The 21,760-nt window shown below is 71.8% G+C and carries 16 protein-coding genes; 8 read left to right on the top strand and 8 right to left on the bottom strand.

Annotation, left to right across the window (positions count from 1 at the left end; genetic code table 11):
* Positions 1-67 precede the first annotated feature (67 nt).
* Positions 68-907: a KPN_02809 family neutral zinc metallopeptidase gene (ypfJ, locus tag WMF43_RS41885; RefSeq protein WP_437673531.1), complete on the top strand. Its 840-nt coding sequence runs from the start codon at positions 68-70 to the stop codon at positions 905-907.
* Positions 908-921: 14 nt separating this feature from the next.
* On the opposite strand, the gene WMF43_RS41880 is transcribed toward ypfJ, so the two are convergent.
* Together WMF43_RS41880 and WMF43_RS41875 are read right to left on the bottom strand one after the other, a co-directional pair.
* Positions 922-2,415 carry a hypothetical protein gene (locus tag WMF43_RS41880; RefSeq protein WP_437673529.1) on the bottom strand — a complete coding sequence of 498 codons (1,494 nt, stop codon included), beginning with the start codon at positions 2,413-2,415 and terminating at the stop codon, positions 922-924.
* A 101-nt stretch (positions 2,416-2,516) separates the two neighbouring features.
* Positions 2,517-4,019, bottom strand: coding sequence for a hypothetical protein (locus tag WMF43_RS41875; protein WP_437673527.1), 1,503 nt, complete (start codon positions 4,017-4,019; stop codon positions 2,517-2,519).
* Positions 4,020-4,337: 318 nt separating this feature from the next.
* Between WMF43_RS41875 and WMF43_RS41870 the strand changes: the two genes are divergently transcribed.
* The 3 genes from WMF43_RS41870 to WMF43_RS41860 all read left to right on the top strand — a co-directional run bounded on the left by WMF43_RS41870 (position 4,338) and on the right by WMF43_RS41860 (position 10,325).
* Entirely contained in the window at positions 4,338-8,894 is a 4,557-nt protein-coding gene (locus WMF43_RS41870) for a capsule biosynthesis protein CapB (protein WP_437673525.1), read from the top strand.
* A gap of 107 nt (positions 8,895-9,001) precedes the next feature.
* Entirely contained in the window at positions 9,002-9,607 is a 606-nt protein-coding gene (locus WMF43_RS41865) for a Uma2 family endonuclease (RefSeq protein WP_437673523.1), read from the top strand.
* Between the two features lie 94 nt (positions 9,608-9,701).
* On the top strand, positions 9,702-10,325 hold the full coding sequence (locus tag WMF43_RS41860) for a Uma2 family endonuclease (protein WP_437673521.1): 624 nt from the start codon (positions 9,702-9,704) through the stop codon (positions 10,323-10,325).
* 85 nt (positions 10,326-10,410) lie between these two features.
* Here WMF43_RS41860 and WMF43_RS41855 read toward each other — a convergent pair whose 3' ends face one another.
* The 4 genes from WMF43_RS41855 to WMF43_RS41840 all read right to left on the bottom strand — a co-directional run bounded on the left by WMF43_RS41855 (position 10,411) and on the right by WMF43_RS41840 (position 13,415).
* Positions 10,411-11,373, bottom strand: coding sequence for a TIGR00730 family Rossman fold protein (locus WMF43_RS41855; RefSeq protein ID WP_437673519.1), 963 nt, complete (start codon positions 11,371-11,373; stop codon positions 10,411-10,413).
* On the bottom strand, positions 11,370-11,732 hold the full coding sequence (locus WMF43_RS41850; RefSeq protein ID WP_437673518.1) for a GFA family protein: 363 nt from the start codon (positions 11,730-11,732) through the stop codon (positions 11,370-11,372). The genes WMF43_RS41855 and WMF43_RS41850 overlap by 4 nt, the downstream gene beginning before the upstream one ends.
* A 54-nt stretch (positions 11,733-11,786) precedes the next feature.
* A complete protein-coding gene (locus tag WMF43_RS41845; protein WP_437673516.1) occupies positions 11,787-12,500 on the bottom strand; it encodes an AgmX/PglI C-terminal domain-containing protein in 714 nt (237 codons plus the stop codon).
* A gap of 147 nt (positions 12,501-12,647) precedes the next feature.
* Complete coding sequence (locus WMF43_RS41840) at positions 12,648-13,415, bottom strand: SDR family NAD(P)-dependent oxidoreductase (RefSeq protein ID WP_437673514.1); 768 nt, start codon at positions 13,413-13,415, stop codon at positions 12,648-12,650.
* A gap of 276 nt (positions 13,416-13,691) precedes the next feature.
* On the opposite strand from WMF43_RS41840, the gene WMF43_RS41835 reads away from it, so the two are divergent.
* The 4 genes from WMF43_RS41835 to WMF43_RS41820 all read left to right on the top strand — a co-directional run bounded on the left by WMF43_RS41835 (position 13,692) and on the right by WMF43_RS41820 (position 18,157).
* The gene (locus tag WMF43_RS41835) at positions 13,692-14,645 is read left to right on the top strand and encodes an ABC transporter substrate-binding protein (RefSeq protein WP_437673512.1); all 954 of its coding nucleotides are present in this window, start codon (positions 13,692-13,694) and stop codon (positions 14,643-14,645) included.
* Between the two features lie 134 nt (positions 14,646-14,779).
* The gene (locus WMF43_RS41830) at positions 14,780-15,217 is read left to right on the top strand and encodes a hypothetical protein (RefSeq protein WP_437673510.1); all 438 of its coding nucleotides are present in this window, start codon (positions 14,780-14,782) and stop codon (positions 15,215-15,217) included.
* A 196-nt stretch (positions 15,218-15,413) separates the two neighbouring features.
* A complete protein-coding gene (locus tag WMF43_RS41825; protein WP_437673508.1) occupies positions 15,414-15,818 on the top strand; it encodes a hypothetical protein in 405 nt (134 codons plus the stop codon).
* Between the two features lie 131 nt (positions 15,819-15,949).
* The gene (locus WMF43_RS41820; protein WP_437673506.1) at positions 15,950-18,157 is read left to right on the top strand and encodes a sensor histidine kinase; all 2,208 of its coding nucleotides are present in this window, start codon (positions 15,950-15,952) and stop codon (positions 18,155-18,157) included.
* A 19-nt stretch (positions 18,158-18,176) separates the two neighbouring features.
* Here the strand turns inward: WMF43_RS41820 and WMF43_RS41815 are convergent, their stop codons facing one another.
* Together WMF43_RS41815 and WMF43_RS41810 are read right to left on the bottom strand one after the other, a co-directional pair.
* Positions 18,177-20,417: a glycoside hydrolase family 2 protein gene (locus WMF43_RS41815; protein ID WP_437673504.1), complete on the bottom strand. Its 2,241-nt coding sequence runs from the start codon at positions 20,415-20,417 to the stop codon at positions 18,177-18,179.
* Positions 20,418-20,565: 148 nt separating this feature from the next.
* Positions 20,566-21,753, bottom strand: coding sequence for an aldo/keto reductase (locus WMF43_RS41810; protein WP_437673502.1), 1,188 nt, complete (start codon positions 21,751-21,753; stop codon positions 20,566-20,568).
* Positions 21,754-21,760 lie beyond the last annotated feature (7 nt).

Here is a 21,760-nt window from a genome sequence, read left to right as displayed (position 1 = left end):
GCACCGCGCCCCGACCAAAAGCTCAGGTAGCACCTGATACACATTCTACGCTATACGTCCCTCTGCTATGCGCTGGACATCAGGCACACGCAGCTCGAACGTCGAAGATCGCCGCGGCATCTCCGGCGGCGCCAAGATGGGCGTCGGCGGGACGTTGCTCCTCCTCGCGCTCTCGCTCGTGTTCGGGAAGGACTTCCTCAGCCAGGTGGGCGCCGGTCAAGGCGTCTCGCTGCCGGGAGCCCAGGCGGAGCGCGCGAGCTCGCCCGAGGAGGAGCGGCTCGTCGACTTCATGCACTTCCTCATCGAGGACATCCAGGGGGTGTGGACGCAGGAGTTCCGCCGCATGGGGCAGACGTACCCGGACGCGAAGCTCGTGCTGTTCACCGACTCCGTGCGCTCGGGCTGCGGCTTCGGCGAGTCGGCCATGGGCCCCTTCTACTGCCCGGCAGACCAGAAGGCGTACATCGACCTCGGCTTCTACCGCGAGCTCAAGGCCCGCTTCGGCGCGCCGGGCGACTTCGCCCAGGCGTACGTGCTCGCCCACGAGATCGGCCACCACGTGCAGAACGTGCTCGGGATCGAGCGGCGCGTGCGCCAGCAGCAGCAGGCGAGCCCCGGCGACCGGAACGCGCTCTCCGTGCGCATGGAGCTCCAGGCGGACTGCCTCGCGGGCGTGTGGGCCCACTCGACGGCGAAGCGCGACCTGCTCGAGACGGGCGACGCCGAGGAGGCCCTCCAGGCCGCGTCCGCCATCGGCGACGACCGGCTCCAGAAGAGCGCCACCGGCAGGGTGAACCCGGAGACGTGGACGCACGGCTCGTCCGCGCAGCGGGTCGCGTGGTTCAAGCGCGGGATGCAGGGCGGGCGCGTCGAGAACTGCGACACGTTCGCGGAAGGCACGCCCTGACGGCGCCCGGCGGGTTACTGATAGAAATTGACCGAGCAGTGGTAATAGGAGCTCTTCACGGCGGGGTCCTGCGATTCGGCCTGCACCTTGAGGAGGACGCTGCGGGCGCCCTGGAGCTGCGTCTCCCGGATCCGCGTCGGCTCGTGCGGCTCCTCCATGCTGGTGGCCAGGGGCGCGAGCAGGCCGCCGCCCTCCGTGAGGAGCGACATCTCGAAGCCGCGGAGGCCGGAGCCCAGGTGCCGGACCTCGCACATCGCGCTCACCCACCCCATGCCGGGGGGCACGTCCACGCGGAAGATGTCGACCTCCTCGGGGGGGCCGACGAGGTCCCCCTCGACGCGAGCGATGTTGCGGATGGGCGACTCCGGCGAGACCGAGCCCAGCGCGAGCGGCTGCGCGGTGCCGACGGTGTTGTTCTCCCCGGCGCCTTGCTCCAGCTCGAGCAGCGGGCCCGCGCTGGCGTAATGGGTGATCATGTAGAAATCGTTCTCGCCGACAGCCCCGCTCTCGCGCCTGACGAAGAGCCAGTATTTCTTCCCGAGCTCGATCGGGGCCGCGAGGTGCGTGCTGCTCGCGGCGTCGACCTCGGCGAGCGGCACGTCCGGCGCGTCCGGATCGACGATGGAGACCTTGCCCGTCGGCGCCGTCGAGCCGCTGCCCTGCGGACCGCTCGGCATGATGTAGAAATCCGCGCTCATCCGGGTCCCCGGGATGTCTTTCTCGAAATCTTCGGGGACCGTGAAGCTGAAGACGTCGACGTCCTCCGGGTCGCGGAACGTGCCCCAGATGGCGGAGAGCGAGTATTTTTCGTCGGCCTTGAGGTACCCGATCGGCGTGGCCGAGCTGGACTCGTCGCTGCTCTCGTGGTCGCGGGTCTCGTGGTCGCCGGGTCCGTCGACGAGCGCGACGAGCGTGAGGTCATACCCGGTGACGCTCCTGCCTGGCAGCCCGCTGCAGTGATTCTCGGGACGCTCGTAGAAGGCGAAGCAATCGGCGATGCGGATGCAATATTCGCCGGTCTCGGGCAGGATCGTGAACAGGGTGCTCTCGAGATCGAAGAACTCGATGCTGTCGTTGTTCTCCGCGATCTGGGTGCCGTCCGCGGAGAACAGCGTCATGACGGTGTCGATGTGCTCGTCCCGGCGGCCGCCGGAGCCCACGGTGTTGATGTCGAGGTAGACTGCCTGGCCCTTGCGGCCGCGGAAAAGGTAGTAGTCCTCCTCCCCATTCAGCTCGAGAGTCGCTCCCTTCGTTCGAGCACCGAGCGCATCGAGCGGGAGACGTAGCGCGTTGGCGCAGCTGCGTTCCGGCGTGGAGCCGCCGCTCGTGCTCGACGAGCTCGTCTCGGCCGACGAGCTCGTGGCCTGGCTCGACGTGGCGGCGTCCGCGCCCCCACCATAACCGTCGCCGCCAAGGCCGGGGAGCGACGGGCCGCCGCTCGCGCACGCAGCGAGGAGGAGCGCGATGGCTCCTCCTGCGCCGATCCCCGACAAGAGTTTTCCCTCCATGGCCACCTTCATGCGCCGCAGAATAGCAGCCCCGAGAGAGTTGTCAGGGCGCACGCCAGGGGACGTCAGGGCAGGCCCAGGTATCTTCAGGACGGACGAATTCAGGACGCAGCGCGGGGATAAAAATAAACGTTGCAGCGATAAAAGGAGCTTGCCACGCCGACATCCTGCGACGCGGCCTCCACCTTGAGGACGATCCGGCGGGCGCCGACGGTGTGGGACCTTCGGATACGTGTCGGCTCATGCGCCTCCTCCTGGCCGACGGAGAGCGGCGTGAGGGGGGCGCCCCCCTCGTTCAGGAGCGACACCTGGAAGCCCCGGAGGCCGGACCCGTAATGCTGGGCATCACAACGGACGCTCACCCACGGCAGGCCGGCGGGCACATCCATGACGAAATGGTCGACGTCCTCGGGGGCCGAGACGAGGTCGCCCTCGATCCCGGCCACGCCCCCCGGCGCGGCCGACGATTGCTCGCTGTACGGCTCCACCGTGATCGGCGCGGCGATATCCAGGGTATCGTTCTCGCCGGAGCCTCGCTCCGCCTCGAGCGAGTTGCCCCAGCCGAGAGCGTGGTGAAGAAAGTAGAAGTCGTTCGCGCCAGCCGTGTCGCCCGCGCGCCTCACCACGAGCCAGTACTCCTTGCCGGGCTCGATCGGGACGAAGAGCAGCGTGCTGTTCGCACCCTCGATCTCGGCGAAGCTCACCTCCGGCGCGCCCGGATCCACGAGGGAGATCCTGCCCGTCGGCGCCGTCGAGCCATTGCCTTCCGGGCCGCTCGGCGTGACGTAGAAAAAGGCCGCGGCACGCGCGTCCGCGCGCCGCGGGACGAACTCGAGGGGGACGGTGACGCTGAAGACGTCGACGTCCTCCGGATCCTGGAACGTGCCCCACAGGTTCGACATCCGGTAAAATCCATCCTCGAGGACGTAGGTCACCGGCGTGGCCGAGCTGGATCCATCGTTGTCCCCCAGATCGATCGTGTTGCTGTCGCCCGGCTCGTCGTGAAGCTCGTCGACCCGGACCTCGTACCGGGTGAAGAGCTTCTCTCCGGTCGCGCAGTTGTCGTTCGGGCGCTCGATGAGCGTGGAGCAGTCGGCGACGCGGAGGCAATACTCGCCGTCTGCGGGGAGGATGGTGTGAAGGCGACTGTCGGAGGCGAGCTCATCGGTAATGTCGTTGTTGTTCTGCGCCAGCTGGGAGCCGTCTCCGTGGAACAGCGTCACGACCGAGTCGATGTACCGAGGGTTGAACGGAACCGCCGCGAAGCTCATGGCGTCGATGTCGACCTGGAGGACCTGACCCTTGCGCCCGTGAAAGCGGTAATGGTCCTGCTGCCCCTCGACGGCGAGGCGGCCTTCGGTCACCTGGCCGAGCTCCAGCGGGAGGGGATCGGCGCAGCTGCTGCCCGGGCCGGCGCCGCCGCTGCCCGCGCCGGACGAGCTCGCGGCCTGGGTCGACGAGCTCGCGGCCTGGGTCGACGAACTCGCGGCCTGGGTCGACGAGGCCGCGCCACCGCCGCCGGCGGCTTCGTCGGCCGGCTCGGGGGTTCCCGGGCACGCAATACAGCAGAGCGCGACGGCGCCGCCGGCAGCCACCCCGGCCAACCGTCTTCGTCGTGTGACTGAGGACATAGGCCGCAAGGGTAACAGGTCCCCTACATTGTTGCCCGGGGTACAAATGTGCTCTCGATGGTCCGGGCGAGGCGTCTCGCGCCGCGGTCTTGGACGGCGCACCGAGCGGCCAGACCGAGCGGGCAAGCCGAGCGGGCGCCCGGAGCCGGCGCGCGCCGCCGGCGCGATCCACGCGCGCGCCGGTGTCCCGGTGTACGCTGCTCGTCCGCCGATGGTCTCGCCGTACGGTGCCCTTCGCTTCCCGCCGCAACGCCGTTCCTCACCCGACGATCCCGCGCGCGGGGGGGCGCCGTGAGCGCGCGCCCGTCGCTGCCGTCGCTGGCCGACGGCTGGACCGCCGCGCCGCGGCCCCTCGCCGAGGAGATCGAGGACAGCCTCCCGCCGATCGAGGCGCGCCTCAGGCCGCGCGCGCTCGACGCGGTCATCGCGCGCGTCATGGCCGACCTGGGCGACGAGGAGCACCCGAGGCCCGCGCTGCTCGCCGCGCTCGCGCGGTGCGCCGACGGCGCGGTCGCCGAGGTCGATCGGCTGCGCGGCGCCGAGTCCGCGCTCGTGATCGCCTACCAGTCGGCCGCCACCCCGGCCGAGCGGCGCGAGCTCCTCGCCCGGCAGCTCCGCATCTGGGCGCGGGAGCGCGGCAAGAAGGCCGGCGGCCCGCCCCTCTTCGGCTGGCTCGCGGCGCGCCTCGAGCAGGCCGGCGACATGTCCGCGCTCGGGCGCAACCTCGACCTCGAGGCGGCCCAGGAGCGCTTCGCCACCGCGATCGCCGACCGCCTCGACGAGATCGAGATCGCCTACCACGCGCTCACCGACCTCGCCCGGCGCCTCGACGACCCGATCGACGCCCTGCACGTCGCCCGCGACGGCGGCGTCCTCCGGCTCGCCATGGCGCACGCCGAGCCGAGCCGCCCCGCGCCCGTCCGCCGCGCCGCCCTGCTCGCCGCCGTCGCCCTCCTGCACCGCATCCCGGCGCGCGAGCGGCTCGGCCACCTCGGCCTCGACGCGGCGCGCGCCGCGCTCGCGTGGTCGCGCGGCGTGGGCGCGTCCCGCTGGGTGCAGATCGCCGCCCTCGAGATCGGCGTCCTGCTCTTCCCGGACGAGGCGTTCTCGCTGCTCGCCGACCGCATCCGCACGCGCAACCCCGACGACAAGGACGGCCCTATCCTCCGGCGCAACGCCCTGCGCCTCCTCGGCGCCGCGGCCCGCCCCGCCGCGCCGGTGGTCCCGATCGCGGGCGCGGGCGCCGCGCGCGCCGAGCGGCCCGGGCACGCCGAGCCGCCGCCGGCGGAGGAGCACGCGCCCGACTCGGCCCCGCGGCTCAGCGCCGAGCCCGCCGGCGGCGCGGCGCGCGCCCAGCCCGCGGCCGCGCCCGCGGGCGCCGACCCGCTCTCGATCGCGCTGCTCGCCCGCGACGACCCGAGCGAGCACGTCCGGCAGGAGCTCGTGCGCCAGCTCGTCGCGCTCGGCGGCGAGGGCGCCCTCACGGCGCTGCGCGAGATCGCCGAGGGCGACGGGTCGCCGCGCGTCCGCGGCTACGCCATGCGGGAGCTCGCCCGCCACGCGACGGACCACGCGGAGGCCGCGCCGTTCGCCGAGCGCGCCGTGCGCGCGGCCCTCTCGAACCCTGGCCCGCCGCTCGCGTCCCGCGCGGCCCTCGAGGCGGTCCGCACCCTCTGCGCCGGGCCGTACGCCCCGCTGCCGGCCGCGACGTTCGTCGACCTGCTCACCGAGTTCGCGAGCCGCCCGGCGATCGCGCCGGACCTGTGCGAGGAGGCGGCCGCGGCGCTCCGGCTGCTCGAGGTCGAGAGCCGCCCCGTGGCCGAGTCCATCCGCCAGACGATCGTCGCCGCGGCCTCGGAGCTGCTCGAGGGCGAGAGCGCGCCGGTCGAGCTCCCGCGCGACGCCGAGCCCCGCGACATCGAGCGCGCGCTCGCGGTCGCGGCGCGCGGCGACATGACCTACTCGCTCCGGCGCCGGGGGCCGGGCCGGTACCTGCTCACGCGGGGCGAGCCGCGCGGCTTCCGCCTCTGGCGCCTCGTGCACGAGATGCGCACGCCGATGCCCGACAAGCGCAAGGGCTGGATCCACACGGCCGGCCGCCAGTTCGCGGGCGAGATCGTGGCGCCGCCCGTCGGCATGGCCGAGGTCACGCCGACGCGCGTCCCCGGCGAGCGCCACGTCTACCCGCCGGTCGGCGGCTGGGGGTCGTTCGTCCCGCGCATCGACGACCTGCTCGCCGCGGCCGGCCTCGTCCAGCGCGAGCTCCGCCTGATCACGGCGCGCGGCGCGATCACGGTGCGCGCGCCGGCCAAGCTGTCGCGCCGCCTGCGCGCCCGCGCCCTGATCACGCTGCGCTACGACCGGTACGCGCAGGCCCGCATGCGCGCGCTCGTCGCGCAGGAGCCCGCCGAGCAGAAGCGCTTCTCGCAGCTCGTCGGCGAGCTCGGCTTCTCGGTCGCGCTCGGCGACACGGGCGGCGAGGTCGACGGCCGCCCCTACGCCATCGAGCCGCACCTGCCGAGCAAGTACCTCGCGGTCGCGCTGCCGTCGATCTGGCAGATGGGCCGGGACTCGTGGCTCACGTCCCCGTCGTTGCCGGTCTGGATCGACGGCTTCTTCTCGTACCTCGTGTCGCCGGCGGGCAACGTCCCGACGCAGCTCGCGTGGGTCGCGTGGATCGTGCTCGCGTACATGATCCTGCGGGCCGCGTGGATCATGACGCAGATCGAGCGCGCGCGGCGGGGCATCCCGCTCACGATCGGCGGCTGGGGCACGCGGGGCAAGAGCGGCTCCGAGCGGCTCAAGGCCGCGCTCTTCCACGCGCTCCGGTACGACGTCGTCGTGAAGACGACCGGCTGCGAGGCGATGTTCATCCACGCGATGCGCGACCTGCCGGCGCAGGAGATCTTCATCTACCGCCCGTACGACAAGGCGACGATCTGGGAGCAGCGGAACATCCTGACCGCCGGGAGGAACCTCCGCGCGCAGGTGTTCCTGTGGGAGTGCATGGCGCTCCAGCCGCTCTTCGTCGACACGCTCTGCTCGGAGTGGATGCGCGACGAGATCACGACGCTGACGAACGCCTACCCGGATCACGAGGACATCCAGGGCCCCGGGGGCGAGGACGTCGCGCGCGTCATCGCGCGCTTCATGCCGACGGACGGCCTGTCGTTCACGACGGAGGAGCAGATGCTCCCGCTGCTCAAGGACGCGGCGCAGCGGCGGGGGACGAACCTCGTCGCGATCCCGCCGATCGACGCGGATCTGCTCCCGGTCGACCTGCTCGACCGGCTGCCGTACCAGGAGCACCCGCGCAACGTGGCGCTGGTGCTGGCGCTGGCGGAGCACTTCGGGGTGGATCGCGAGTTCGCGCTGGTCGAGATCGCCGACCACGTGATCCTCGACCTCGGGGTGCTGAAGACGTACCCGACGGTGAGCTACCGGGGCAGGAAGCTGACGTTCTCGAACGGGATGAGCGCGAACGAGCGCGCCGGGTTCATGTCGAACTGGACGCGGCTCGCGTTCGACAAACACGACATCGACGCGACGCCGGGCAAGGCGTCGGTGATGGTGGTGAACAACCGGGCGGACCGGGTCGCGCGGTCGCGCGTGTTCGCGCAGATCGTTGTCGAGGACATCGGGGTCGATCACGTGGTGCTGATCAACTCGAACCTCGGCGGGATGATGCAGTTCATCACCGAGGGGCTCGACGCGCGGCTGCGCGACATGACGATCACGGGCGAGGGCGGCAAGGAGCGCGCGCTCGAGCGCTTCGACGAGCAGATGAAGAAGGTGGGCGTCCCGGCGCGGCCGGGCGCGTTCGAGGATGATCTCACGCGGATGCTGCGGGCGCTGCCGGCGATCGACGAGGCGGCGGCGGCGGCGATCGTGGCGAGCCCCGACGTGGCGGGGAAGAAGGGCGAGCACGAGGCGATCGAGGCGGCGGTGAAGAAGGCGCTGGAGCCGCACGCGCCGCCGGCGGGGGAGGACGACATCCGCCCGGACATCGTGCACCACGCGGCGCGGCTCGCGCGGCGGCTCGCGCGGCGCGACAAGGCGCGGGCCGAGGTGGAGGCGGCGCTGTCGCGGGGCGCGGACGCCGACGCGAACCAGGCGTTCCGGGCGGCGTTCCGCGAGCTGTTCCTGGAGCGCATCGCGGTCCTGTGGAACGCCGACGCGAAGGGCGACAAGGTGATCGACTTCATCACGCGCGAGGTGCCGCCGGGCTTCGACGCGCGGCTGATGGGCTCGCAGAACATCAAGGGGACGGGCCTCGACTTCGTGTACCGGTGGCTCTCGATGGACCGGGTGAGGACGGCGATCCAGCGGATGCAGAGCAACGCGTCGGCGCGGCGCGAGGTGCTGACGTTCTTCCTGTCGTACTCGGACTTCGGCCTGATCGATCTGCGCGAGGCGCTCGCGGCGGTGCGCGCGGCCAAGGAGCAGGGCGGCGCGGAGTGGGCCGAGCACGCGAACCTGATGGAGGGGGCGATCCGCAGGCTCGAGGCGCTGGACAAGGAGAAGACGGCGGCGCTCGTGGTGACCGGCAAGACGGGGCTCGGGACGAAGGTGCTGCTGCGGGTCGAGCAGTTCGTGGACCACATGGACTCGGTGCGCCGGACGCGGTGGGCGAAGATCGTGATGGACGACCTGTTCGCCATGCGGATCGGCCACGGGCAGGCCGCGCTCTTGCTGCGCGAGATCGTGGGGCGGCAGAAGGGCGGGTGGCTGGCGAAGGACCTCGCGAAGTGGCTCGAGGCGCGCAAGGCGTGGATGGAGAGCCGGCGTAAGAAGAAGAAGGCGGAGGCCGCGGCGCCGCCGGAGGGGGCCGCGCCGGCGCAGGGGTGAGCCGGGGGAGGGGGAGGCACGGGAGCGAGGCGGGGGAGGCGAGGGCGGGGGAGGCGAGCGCCGTTGCCGCTGTGCCGGAGGCGATCGTGCTACGATGGGAATCCGTGATGGCTGCCGCCACCGCCGTTCAGTACAGCCCAGGCCGCCTCAGCGACGAGGCGTGGCTCGACCTGCCCGAGGACGAGCCGGGCGAGCTCGTCGACGGCGTGCTCGTGGAGGAAGAGGTGGCGGACTGGATCCACGAGACCGCCGTGATCTGGCTGATCCGGCTGCTCGGCGCGTGGGCGGCGGCTCGCGGCGCCTTCGTGGCTGGCTCGGAGCTGAAGTACCTCGTCCGCAAGGGCAACGGGCGCAAGCCGGACCTCTCCATGCTCCTGCCGGGACAGAAGCCCCCGCCGCGACGCGGGCCCATGCGGCGCCCGCCGGATGGGATGATCGAGGTCGTCTCGCCGCGGCCGCGCGACGTGCACCGCGATCGCATCGAGAAGCTGCGCGAGTACGCGGCGTTCGGCGTGCGCTGGTACTGGCTGCTCGATCCGGCGACGAGGATGCTGGAGATCTACGAGCTCGGCCCGGACGGGCGCTACGTCTGGGCGCAGGGCACCGCAGGCGGGCGCCTCGAGGTGGTGCCGGGGTGTGAAGGGCTGACGCTCGATCTGGACGAGCTCTGGGGCGAGCTCGACCGGCTGGGGGAAGAGGAGCCGGCGGAATAAGGCCGGCGTGGTGAGGAGCCGCGGCGGTGGAGCGCCGCGTCGTCTCGGGGCGGACGCCTCGCGCCCGGCGGGCGGATGCCCTAAGCTGTCCGCGATGGGACAGCCTGCGGCGCGTACCGGACTCTCGCCCGAGGAGTACCTCGCGTTCGAGCGGGCCTCCGAGCAGAAGCACGAGTACGCAAATGGCGAGATCTTCGCGATGTCGGGCTGCTCCCGGGCGCATAGCCTGCTCGCCGCGAACTTGCAGCGCGAGCTCGGCAATGCGGTGCTCGAGCGGCCCTGCGAGGTCCACACGTCCGACATGCGCGTCAAAATCACGTCCACGGGGCGCTACGTGTATCCCGACGCTTCTGTCGTCTGTGGTGAACCCGTGTTCGAGGACGCCGAGGTCGACACGCTCCTCAATCCGAACGTGATCGTCGAGGTGCTCTCGGATACGTCGGAGGCCTACGATCGCGGCGACAAGTTCGCACAGTACCAGAGCGTCCGCTCTATCACCGACTATGTGCTCGTCTCCCAGAAGGCGGTGCGCATCGAGCATTTCCAGCGGCAGCCGGACGGCAAGTGGCTGCTCTCGATCCTGGGCCCGGGCGCGAAGCTCGCGATCGAGTCGATCGGCGTGGTCATCGACGTCGATCGCGTCTACCTCAAGGTGCCGCTCGCGCCCTCCGAGGGCGCCGGAGCGGCGACGGCAGCCCAGGCGCGCGCTGCCCAGTAAGTCGGGCATCGAGCGGAGCGACTCGCGCCCGACCGCCGCGGTGCAGCGAGGGCGGCATCGCGGCCGCGCGCTCCCCTCGCTCCGCTCACTGCTCCGGCGCCGCGTCGGTATGCTCCCCGGCGTGCTCCGGCCGCGCGACCCTCCCGGGCGGGCCGCCCGTCATCGGATCCGCCGCCGCGCGCTGCTTGGCCTCCCAGCACCGGCGCTCATAACAGCGGACGATCGCCTCGCAGGCCTCTTCGATGGAGTCGGTGACGAGCATGAGCTCCATGTCCTTCGGCGCTATCTTGCCCTCCGCCAGCATCGTCTGCTTGAACCACTCGATCAGGCCCGACCAGAACCTCCGATTGAACAGGACAATGGGGAAGTTCTGCACCTTGCCGGTCTGGACGAGCGTCAGCGCCTCGAACATCTCGTCGAGGGTGCCGAAGCCGCCCGGGAAGATGACGAACCCCTCGGCGTACTTCATGAACATCGTCTTCCGCACGAAGAAGTAACGGAAGTTGACCGGGATCTGCACGTAGGGGTTCACCTGCTGCTCGTGCGGCAGCTCGATATTGCAGCCCACCGAGACGGCCTGCGCCTCGACCGCCCCGCGATTCGCCGCCTCCATGATGCCGGGGCCCCCGCCGCTGATGACGGCGAAGCCGTGTTCTCCGAGCCGCCGCGCGAGCTCGACGCACGCGGCGTAATCCGGGTCCTCTCGCCGCGTCCGTGCCGAGCCGAAGATGGCCACCGCGGCGCCCACATGGGCGAGCGCGTCGAAGCCGGCCACGAACTCGCCCGTGATCCGGAGTACCCGCCACGGATCGGTCTGCGTGAAGTCGGCGGCGGCGGGCTGCACGAGCTCCGGCCGGCTCAGGAGCTGCTCGTCCTCGGTCCTGCGCCCGGCGCGCGCCGAGCGGCTCAGGGTCGGGTTCGGCACCATGCCGGGCGAATCGGCGCCGCCCGGCGCGGCGGCGGCGCCGGGGCCCGGAGCGACGCCGCCCGGCGCCGCCGCTCCTCCGGAGCGCGGCGCGACGGCGTCTCTCCCCTCCCGCGTGGTCACAGGCTCTTGCCGTCGAACTGCGTGATCTTCAGCGCGCCCACGTCGACGTCGTCCAGGCAGCGGACGTTGATCGCGCACATCTCGCGCCCGTCGGGCCCCGTACCGCGGGCGAACGAGCGGATGCCGCAGACCGAGCAGAAGTTGTGGTGGATGACCTTCTTGTTGAACTGGTAGTCGGTGAGGACATCTCCGCCCGACAGGAGCGTGAACTGGTCGGCCGGCGCGAAGGCCAGGAGCGAGCCCGTCTTCGAGCAGATCGAGCAGTTGCACGCCCCGACCGGGGCGCTCAGGTCCGCCTTGACCTCGTAGCGAACCTTCCCGCAGTGACAGCCACCCGTGTAGGTCTTGAGTTCAGCCATGGGCGCATCGTGCCACCATCACCCGGCCGCGCAGCGCAAAAATGACGGCGCGGATCAGAAACCCGTGTCGCCCCGAGCCGGCGCGGCGGGAACGAACGTGAACGAGGTGCTCACGGTCGTCGCGCCCTGCTCCAGGCCAGCGAACTTCAGCTCTCGGTACACCCTGGTGAGGCACGCATCGAACGCCGGGCTCCGGACCGTCGACTCGGACAGGGTGATGTCGCTCACCGCGCCTGCCTGGTCGATCTCCAGCGTGACCTGGATGCTCCCTGCCGAGTCGGGCCGACTCGCGAGCTCTTGCTGGTAGCAGGCGCGCACCTTGCGCTTGGCCTGCGTTATCCCCTGCTTGATGATCTGGACATCCGTGCTCCGCGCGTTCTCCTCGGCCGCCCCGAGCAGCGCCGGCGCCAGGGCCTCGGGCTCGTCGGCCTGTACCTGCGCGGGCGGCTCGGGCAGCGCGGCTGGCTCCACGAGGAGCTCGCCCTCGTAGCGGCACGGCCCGTTCACGAGCAGGACCGCGACGCCGATCGACAGGCACGAGGCGATCGCGCCCAGACCGAAGATGCCGAGCAGGCGGCCGCGCGAGAGCGGCGCGAGCAGGGGTGGCGACCCCTCTCCCGCGGACCGGCGGAGCATCGCGATCTCCGCCTCGCGCTCGGCGAGCTCGAGCTCGCGCACCTCCAGCGCGGCGTCGCGCTCCCGGACCTTGGCTTCCAGCGTGTCGAGCCGGCGTCGGGCGGCCTCGAGCTCGTCCCTGTACTGCGACATGGCGCGATCCTAGCTCACCGCGCCTGGGCGTGACAGGCGGTCTCGCCGCCGCGCACAGCGCCGCCCCTGGCCCCGCAGCGCTCCAAGCGGCGGCGGCGCGCGCCGGCGGCCGCTGCGCCGCGGTGTCAGGCGCGGTGCGGCCGGCGCCTACTGCTCGTCGTAGTCCCAGGTCAGCCCGCCGTCGACGAAGTAGGTCGAGCCAGTCACGTAGTCGGCCTCGGCCGAGGCGAGGAACACGGCGAGCCCGGCGACGTCGTCCGGCTGGCCGAGGCGGCCGAGCGGGATCTGGCGGAGCAGCGCGCTCAGCTTGTCGCGGTCCTTGAGCAGATCGGCGTTGATCTCCGTCTCGATCGCGCCCGGCGCGACCGCGTTGACGGTGATCCCGGTGCCGCGCAGCTCCACCGCGAGCGTGCGCGTGAGCATGCGCAGGCCGCCCTTGCTGGCGCAGTACGCGGCGAAGTTGGGGAACGGCAGGTCCTCGTGCACGGAGCTGATGTTGATGATCTTGCCTGGGCGCTTGGTCTCCCGCAGGTGCCGGACCATGGCCTGGCTCCCGAAGAAGACCGCTTTCAGGTTGGTGTTCAGGACGTGATCATAGTCCTCCTCGGTCACCTCCCAGAACGGCGCCCGCTTCTCCATCCCGGCGTTGTTGACCAGCACGTCGAGCCGGCCGAAGTGTGCGACCACATCCTGGACCAAGCGCTGCACGCTCTGGACGGAGGCGACGTCGACGGCGAACAGATGACCTCGCCGTCCGGTCGCCTCGACCTCGGCGAGGGCCTCCTCGGCGCCTTCTTTGCTCTTGTGGTAGGTGATCGCCACGTCGGCGCCCTCGCGGGCGAAACGAACGGCGATGCTGCGGCCGATACCCCGGCTGCTTCCTGTGACCAGCGCGATCTTGCCTTGCAATCTCATGGCGGCCTCTCGTCGATTCGAGGGCGATTGTGCCCTCTCGCCCTGCCGTCGTTGCTCCGGCGGGGCCTTTCCCGCTTCCCGCGATCCACTCGCGCCTTCCGGCACGCTGCTCCTCCGGGGCGTGGCGTCTCGCCGACCGAAGGTTCTCTAGCACATCCGTTTGAGGGCCACGGGTCCTGGCGCCGTGTGGACGACGTCGTCCGCCGGGCGGCCGGCGCCGACGAGCCCGGCGCCGGAGCCGGCACCGGGCGCGGCGCCGAGGCATAGAATCCCCTCATGCGCATCGCCTCCCTGCTGCCGTCCGCGACCGAGATCGTCTGCGCGCTGGGCGCTCGCGGCGACCTCGTCGGCATCTCCCATGAATGCGACTTCCCCGAAGGCCTCTCGGGCGTCCCTGTGCTCACCCGCCCGCGGCTCCGGCCGGCGCGCTCCAGCCGGGAGATCGACGCCGCGGTGCGCGACGTCCTCCGGGACGCGCTCGCGGTCTATGACATCGATCTGGACGCGCTCCGGGAGGCGCGGCCGGACGTCATCGTGACGCAGGACCTCTGCGACGTCTGCGCCGTCTCGCTCGATGACGTCCGCGCGGCGGTCGCCCGGCTCGCGCGGCGCGACGTGCGCCTCGTCAACCTGCGGCCGGTACGGCTCGACGATATCTGGGCGGATGTTCGCCGCGTCGCCGAGGGGATCGGCCGCCCGGCCGAGGGCGACGCGCTGGCCGAGCGGCTGCGCGCGCGCGCCGCCGCCGTCGCGGCGCGCGCGGCCGCCGCGCCGGACAGGCCGCGGGTGCTCGCGGTCGAGTGGCTCGATCCCGTGATGATCGGCGGCGTGTGGATGCCGGAGCTCATCGCCCTCGCGGGCGGCGAGCCGCTCGTGACGCGCCCCGGCGATCACGCGCCCACGCTCTCGCCGGACGACCTCGCCGCGCTCGATCCCGACGTGGTGCTGATCAAGCCGTGCGGCTTCCCCCTCGAGCGCACCCTCGCCGAGATCGATCTCCTGCCCCGCGTCCTGCCGTGGTCGAGCTACCGCGCCGCGGCGCAGGGCCGCGTGTTCCTCGCCGACGGCAACGCGTTCTTCAACCGCCCCGGCCCGCGCATCGTCGAGTCGCTCGAGATCCTCGCGGCCTGCGTGCATCCCGGGCTGTTCGCGGGCGAGCGCCGCGCCCACGCCCGGTCGGTCGTGCGGCTCGACGCGGCGCTCGGGCGGCACGCGTTCGACGAGGGGTGACGAGGGTGACGCTGCCGGCGTCGCCGCCGCGCTCCCCGGACGCTGCCCGCTCCTCCTCTTGAAGCCACGCTGATTTGGGTTCAAAGTGCCTGGCTACGCTCCGGCGCACGGGCGGACCCGAGGTGAAGTGTCGCATGGCCGAGCACGAGACGAAGATCGGGGAGCACACGGTGCGCGTCGGTGAGGACGACGATACGCTGGAGCTGATCCTGCGAGGCGACGTCGCGCCGGAGCAGGTCCTGCGGATCTTCGAGTTCATCGAGCCATGGTGCTCAGGGCGGCGTTATGTGTTCGTGACCGGTGACGTGTCCCAGCTGGGCGCGATGGCCGCGGAAGCCAGGACGCTGGTGTCCCGCAACGCGCGCCGGGTGCCGATCCGGGGCGTCGTGTATTACCGCTCGAGCTTCGCGGCGAGGCTCCTCAGCACGCTCGTGATCCGCGCGTATGCGTTGGTCACCAGGGCGGACATCCCGCTCCACTTCGTCGACGGCAAGGCGGAGGCGCGGGTGTGGCTGGCGAAGCGGCGGGCAGAGCTCCGGGCAGAGGTGCAGGGCGGCACGCCGTCCAGGTGACGCTCCGCGTTCGCCGCCGATGAACCTCTCCCCGCCGCTCGGCGGAGGAACGGCGCGTTCATGGATGCTGCGAATTCGCGGAAGCTCGTTCTGATTCGAAGAATGGCTGTCTTGTCCCATGCGTCGCACCTGCGCGCACGTGCGCCCCGGTGCTTCGCCCCTCCACCGCCGCCGAACCTCGGGTATGCTCGGCGGCATGGCTTCGCGTCCCGCGCTGGCGTCCTTGACCGTCGCGCTCGGCGTCGTGCTCCTCCTGGGCGGCACCGCGCACTCCGCCGGCGTCCTGCGCGCCTTTGCGGCGAAGGGCATCCCGGGCGGCGACCGGGCCGCCTACCTCGCCTTCATCAGCCTCATCCACTGGACCGCCGGCGCGCTCGATGTGCTCGCCGGTCGCGGGCTGCGGCGCGGCGAGCCGTGGACGCGCGGCGTGCTGACGATCTCGGGGTTGCTCGTGACCGCCTGGGGCTGCGTGGAGCTCCCGCTCCTCGTCGATGCGCCGCTGCTCCTGCGGGTCATGCCCGTCCTCTACCCGGCGGCGCACCTCGGCGTCCTGGCGGCCCTGTGGGGCAGCGGCCGAACCTCGCTCGGGAACCACGGCTGATCTCCGCCCCTTCGGGCCCGGCGCCGCGGACGCTCGCGCGGGCGGGCCCTGCGTTTGCCCGGGCGCTCCCGGGCCGCGGCGGCAGGTGAGGAAGTGTGACGTCGTCGCGCGGCGAGGTATACCGAGGGGCCATGCAGGAGAGCGACCCCCCGGAACCCACGGCCCGCCGCACCGCCTCGCCGTTCCTCGCCGGCGACAGCGAGATGGCGCTCCTCATGCGCGAGCTCGACTGGTCGACCACGCCCGTCGGACCGGTGGAGCGGTGGCCACAGAGCCTGCGCACCGCGGTCAGCATCTGCCTCGCTTCGCGGCACCCCATCGAGATCTGGTGGGGACCCGAGTACGCGCGCTTCTATAACGACGCGTACCGCCCCATCCTCGGCGCGAACAAACACCCGCAGTTCCTGGGCCGGCCCGGCCGGGAGTGCTGGTCCGAGATCTGGCACGTGATCGGCCCGATGCTCGACGGCGTGCGCGCGACCGGCCAGGCGACGTGGTCGGAAGACTTCCAGTTGATCCTGTCGCGTAATGACTACCCGGAAGAGACCTATTTCACGTTCTCCTATGCCCCCGTCCTGATCGAGGACGGCACCATCGGCGGCATCTTCTGCGCCTGCGCCGAGACCACGGCGCGTGTCCTCAGCGAGCGCCGCCTCCGGGCGCTGCGCGCGCTCGGCGCGCAGCCGGCCGCGGCGGAGACCGTCCCCGTGGAGGAGACGTGCGCGCGCTCGCTGCGCACGCTCGCCGAGAGCGCCGCGGACGTGGCGTTCGCGCTGCTGTACCTGGTGGAGCCGGGCGGGGCGGCCGCGCGCCTCATCGCCGCCGAGGGCGTGCCCCCCGGCGGCCGGGCGAGCCCCGAGCGCGTCTCGCTCACGGAACCTTTGGAAATGACAGAGGAAAGCCGCGTGTGGCCGCTCGCGGAGGTCGCGCGGACCCGGAGGACCGTGCGCGTGGGCGTCCCCGCCGAGCGGTTCGGCGAGCTGCCCGGCGGCCTCTGGCCCGAGCCGTGCCGCGAGGCGCTCGTGCTCCCGCTCGCGCGCTCCGGGAAGAGCGCCGTGCAGGGCTTCCTGGTGGCCGGCGTCAGCCCGCGGCGCGCGCTGGACGTCGACTACGGCAGCTTCTTCGAGCTCGCGGCCGGCCAGATCGCCACGACGATCTCCGACGCCCAGGCCTACCAGGAAGAGCGCCTCCGGGCGGACGAGCGCGCCGAGCTCCTCGCCCGCGAGCAGGCGGCGCTCGCCGAGGCCGAGCGGCAGCGCTCGCGCCTCTCGACGTTGTTCATGCAGGCTCCGGCGGGCATCTGCGTCCTGCGCGGGCCCGAGCACGTCTACGAGCTCGCGAACCCCAGGTACGTCGAGCTCATCGGCGGCCGCGACGTCGTGGGCAAGCCCCTCCGCCTCGCCCTGCCCGAGGCGGCGGACGCGGTCGTCCCGCTGCTCGATCGCGTCTGCGCCACCGGCGAGCCGTTCTTCGGCAACGAGTTCGCCGTCTCGCTCGAGCGCGGCGGCGCGCTCGAGGAGTGCTTCTTCAACTTCATCTACCAGCCCATCTACGACGCCGCCGGCGAGGTCGAGGGCGTCGCCGTGCTCGCGTTCGAGGTGACCGACCAGGTGCGCGCGCGCCGGCGCGCCGAGCAGCTCGCCCACGCGCTCGCGGTCACCAACCAGGATCTCGACCAGTTCGCCTACGTCGCGTCCCACGATCTCAAGGCCCCGCTCCGGGGCATCGCGAGCCTGTCGGAGTGGATCGAGGAGGGGCTCGCCGACAAGATGAGCGACGAGGCGCGCCAGCAGATGCGCATGCTCCGCGGGCGCGTGCACCGCCTCGAGGCGCTCATCGAGGGCATCCTCAGCTACTCGCGCGCCGGGCGCATCCGCGACAAGGTAGGGCTCGTGGACGTCGGCGCGATCGTCGCGGAGTGCGCCGAGCTCCTCGGGCCCCCCGCCGAGGCGCGCATCGTCATCGGCGAGGGCATGCCGACGCTCCACGCCGAGCGCGTCCCGGTGCAGCAGGTGTTCATGCACCTCATGGGCAACGCGCTGAAGCACGCCCGGCGCGCGGACGCCGTCGTCGAGGTCGCGTGCGCCGACGCCGGCGATTTCTACGATTTCACCGTGAAGGACAACGGCCCCGGGATCCCGCCGCAATTCCAGGAGCGCATCTGGGGCATCTTCCAGACGCTGGAGGCGCGCGACAAGGTCGAGGGGACCGGCATCGGCCTGTCGGTCGTGAAGAAGATCGTCGAGACGCGCGGCGGCCGCGTCTCGCTCGACTCGGAGGTCGGCGCCGGCGCCACGTTCCACGTCTTCTGGCCGAAGCGCCTCAAGACGCCGTCGTGACCGGCGCGGCGCGCCGGGCTCACCCGTTCAGGAACCGCTCGCCCGGGGCCGGCTTGCGCCGCTCCGCGACGCTCGTGTAGGCGAACGTGTAGCTCGAGTCGAGCTCGGCGCGGCCCGCCACGCCGAGCTCGAGCCGGAAGGTGTTGCCCTCGAACCGCGGGAGCACGAACGAGAGCGTGGGCCCCTTCGCGTTGCGCCGCGGCTCGATGTCCGGGAAGCTCCAGCGCACGAGCGCGACGGAGCGGCCCGCGAGCTCGAGCCGGGCCTCGACCGTGCCCGCGGCGACGCGCTCGGGCGAGTCGTTCAGGACGAAGAGGTCGGCGCGGAACTCCTCCCCGCTCTTCCAGCCGAACTTCGGCGCCCGCGCGCTGGCGAGCGCCGGCCGGCACGCCGCCTTCACCGCGTGGTAGGCGGGCTTCGGCCGGTGCGGCCAGCTGACGAGGTTGTTGTTCGCGGCCGACGGCCAGGGCTCGTTGAAGCACCAGTTGAGCGCCATCGAGCACACCGGCTTCTGCCGGCGCGCCTCCTCGAAGATGAACTTGTACCCTTCGCACTGGAGGAGCTGCCCTCGCTCCACGAGCTCCTCCAGCGACCTCGCCGGGCCGAAGTAAAACGTGATGGTGGCCTCGCAGAGCCAGCTCCCGGGGTCCATGTTCCAGGCCCCGAACCCGTGGTGCGTTTGCCAGGCCGTGCCCTGCCGCGGCGGGAAGAGCTCGGCCTCGGGGATGAACGTCTTCAGGTACGCGACGTCCGAGGGCCCGGGACAGCCGAACTCGGAGTAGGCCGTGTTGCTCGCCGACGCGAAGATCTGGTGAGGCTCCCGGCCGTGCTCGTCGCGGAAGCGGTAGTCGCCGTGCCCCATCCCGTCGACCGGCGCGGTCGGGAGGAACGGCGTGTCGCGATCGAGCTCGTACGTCAGCTTGTTGAGCAGGCGCAGCGGCAGCGACTGATCGGTCATGCCCGACCAGACGTTGAAGAGCTCGTTGCCCCCGCACCAGAACGCGAGCGACGGGTGCTGCCGGACGCGCCGGATGGTGCTCTCCGCCTCCTGCTCCAGGACACGCAGGTAGCTCGGCTCGCCCTCGTACAGGTTGCACGCGAGGTGGAACTCGGTCCAGACCATCAGCCCGAGCTCGTCGCAGATCTCGTAGAACACTTCCTTGTTGATGATCGCTCCGCCCCAGGTGCGGAGCAGGTTGAAATGGGCGTCCTTCGCCAGCTCGAGCAGCGGCCGGTACACGCCCTCGTCGATGATCCCGGGGAAGATCTCCGGGCAGACCCAGTTGGACCCGCGCGCGAAGATCGTCCGGCCGTTCACCTCCAGCGTCACCGGCGGCCGGCTCCGGCTCTTCGGGAACCGCGCCGGCTCGTCCCAGGCGCCCTCGTGCATCACGAGCCGCACCCGGCGAAAGCCCACCTTCCGTGTGTGCACGACCGCGCCGTCCAGCAGGACCTCGAGCGTATAGAGCTCCGGCTCGCCCTCGCCGCTCGGCCACCAGAGCCGGACCCCGGCGAGCCGCGCCTCCGGCGTCGCGCTCGACACGACCTCGTCCCCGTCCGGGTCGAGGAGCCGGTACGAGGCGCCTCCGGCGCCGGGCTCGCTGGTCTCGATGCGCACGTCGAGATCGGCGGTGGTGAGGTCGTCGGACAGGCGGTAACGGAAGTCCACCGCGCGGAAGTGGCGCGCCGGGCGCAGCTGAATGCCGGTCTCCTGCCAGATGCCGCACGGGATCAGGCGAGGGTGCCAGTCCCAGCCGTAGCTCACGGGCGGCTTGTTCGAGAGGCGCGCCTGCGTCCGATCCTCCGGCGCCCTCGCGGCCTTGGGCGCGGGGAAGATCACGATGGAGAGCTCGTCGCCCGGCCTCGCGAGGTCCGTGAGATCGATCTCGAACGGCGTGAACATGCCCTCCTGGTCGTGGCAGAGCTCGCCGTTCAGGTAGACGCGGAAGCGGTAGTCGACGCCGCCGCAAAAGAAGATCACGCGCTCGCCCGGGCCGGCCTTCGGCAGATCGAGGCGCGCGCGGTAGACCCAGTAGACGTCCTCGGCGAAGCGAAATTGCCGGAAGTTGTCGCCGACCGTGTAGTCGGGGAGCCCCTTGGCCCTGGCCCAGTCGAGCTGCACCGCCCCCGGGACCACGGCGGGGACGAGCTCCGCGGGCGGCACGGAGGGATCGCTCGTGAACCCGACCTCCCAGGTCAGCGGGGCGAGCGGGTACGAGGCGGCGACGTGCGCGGAGGCGAGGCGTGAGGGGCTCGGCATGGGAAGGGCCGTCCATAGCGCCTCGCCGGGGGCCCTGGAAGGTGAAGACGGCGCACGGCGAGCGCCCGCCCCCGCGCTCCTCGGGTGCGATCGCGCCGCCGCGGCCCTGCGCCGCGGCGCGACGTCGAGGCGCGGTGTTCGCCGGGGCTCAGTGCTTGCCGAGGCGCCTCACGTCCTGGCCCGCGAGCAGCGCGTGCGCTTCCCGGAGCAGCCCGGGGATGCGGTCGCGGTGCGGCGATCGCGCGAGGACGCCGGAGAGGTCGAGCTCTCCCACGCGCTCGGCCCGGTTGCCAGGGTGCCAGTGCCCGCCGCCGCCCCCGAGCAGGTTGTACCGCATCTTGCCGTAAGCCTTCATGTCGAACGCCACCGCGTAGTTGTACAGCCGCAGGATCTCGTGGATGTTGACCTCCCCGGGGACCTCGTCCCACTCGGGCAGGCCGGCCTCCCAGGTGTCGAGCCACTCGCGGCCGAGCGCGCGCTCGAGCTCCGCGTCGAGCCGGCGCACCACGGGCTCGAGCGCCGCCTGGGCCTCGGCGGCGTCGGCGAGGTACGGCAGGACCTTCATGTGCTCGTCGAAATCCGACGGGCGCGCCGCGCCGACGCTGATCGTGTGGACCTCCGGGCGCGCGAGGCAGAACAGGTCATTGAACACGATCGGCGAGAGCGGCGCGCAGAGGCGCACCAGCTTGTCGCTCGGCTCGTAGAGCTTGCCGCCCTTGTCGGTGGGGCTGATGATGAACACCCCCATGTCCTGCGCCGCGGCCGCCTGGATGGCCGGCCAGGCGAGCTGGTTCACGTAGTACCAGTGCAGGTTCATGTAGTCGCAGCGGCCGTCCTGCACCATCGCCAGGATCACGCGCAGCGGCGCGTGCGTCGAGAACCCGACCCAGCGCACCCGCCCCTGCTTCTTGAGCTCGAGCGCGGCCTCGAGGCAGCCCCCCGGCCGCAGGGACCACTCGAGGATCTCCTCGTTGTTCACGCCGTGGAGCGCGAACAGGTCGACGTGATCGAGGCGGAGGCGCTCCATCGACCGCTCGAACGTCTCGACGAACCGCCGCGGATCCGCCTCCGGGCTGACCTTCGTCTGGACGATGATCCGATCGCGCGGCAGCTTCGGCAGGATCTGCCCGAGCTGCGCCTCGCTCGTGCCGTACCCCCGCGCGGTCTCGATGTGGTTGATCCCGAGCTCGATCGCGCGCGCGATGCACGCCTCGACGTTGCGCTGGCTCTCGGCGGAGACGCGGTCCGTGTCGCTCCAGGACTGCTGGTAACGCATGCCCCCGCACGAGAGGACGGGCATCTTGAGCTCGGTTCGGCCGAAGCGGCGATAGATCATGCGCCGC

This window comes from Sorangium sp. So ce131 (assembly GCF_051519095.1).
Taxonomy (GTDB): Bacteria; Myxococcota_A; Polyangia; order Polyangiales; family Polyangiaceae; genus Sorangium.
This window is presented reverse-complemented; position numbering and strand designations above follow the sequence as displayed.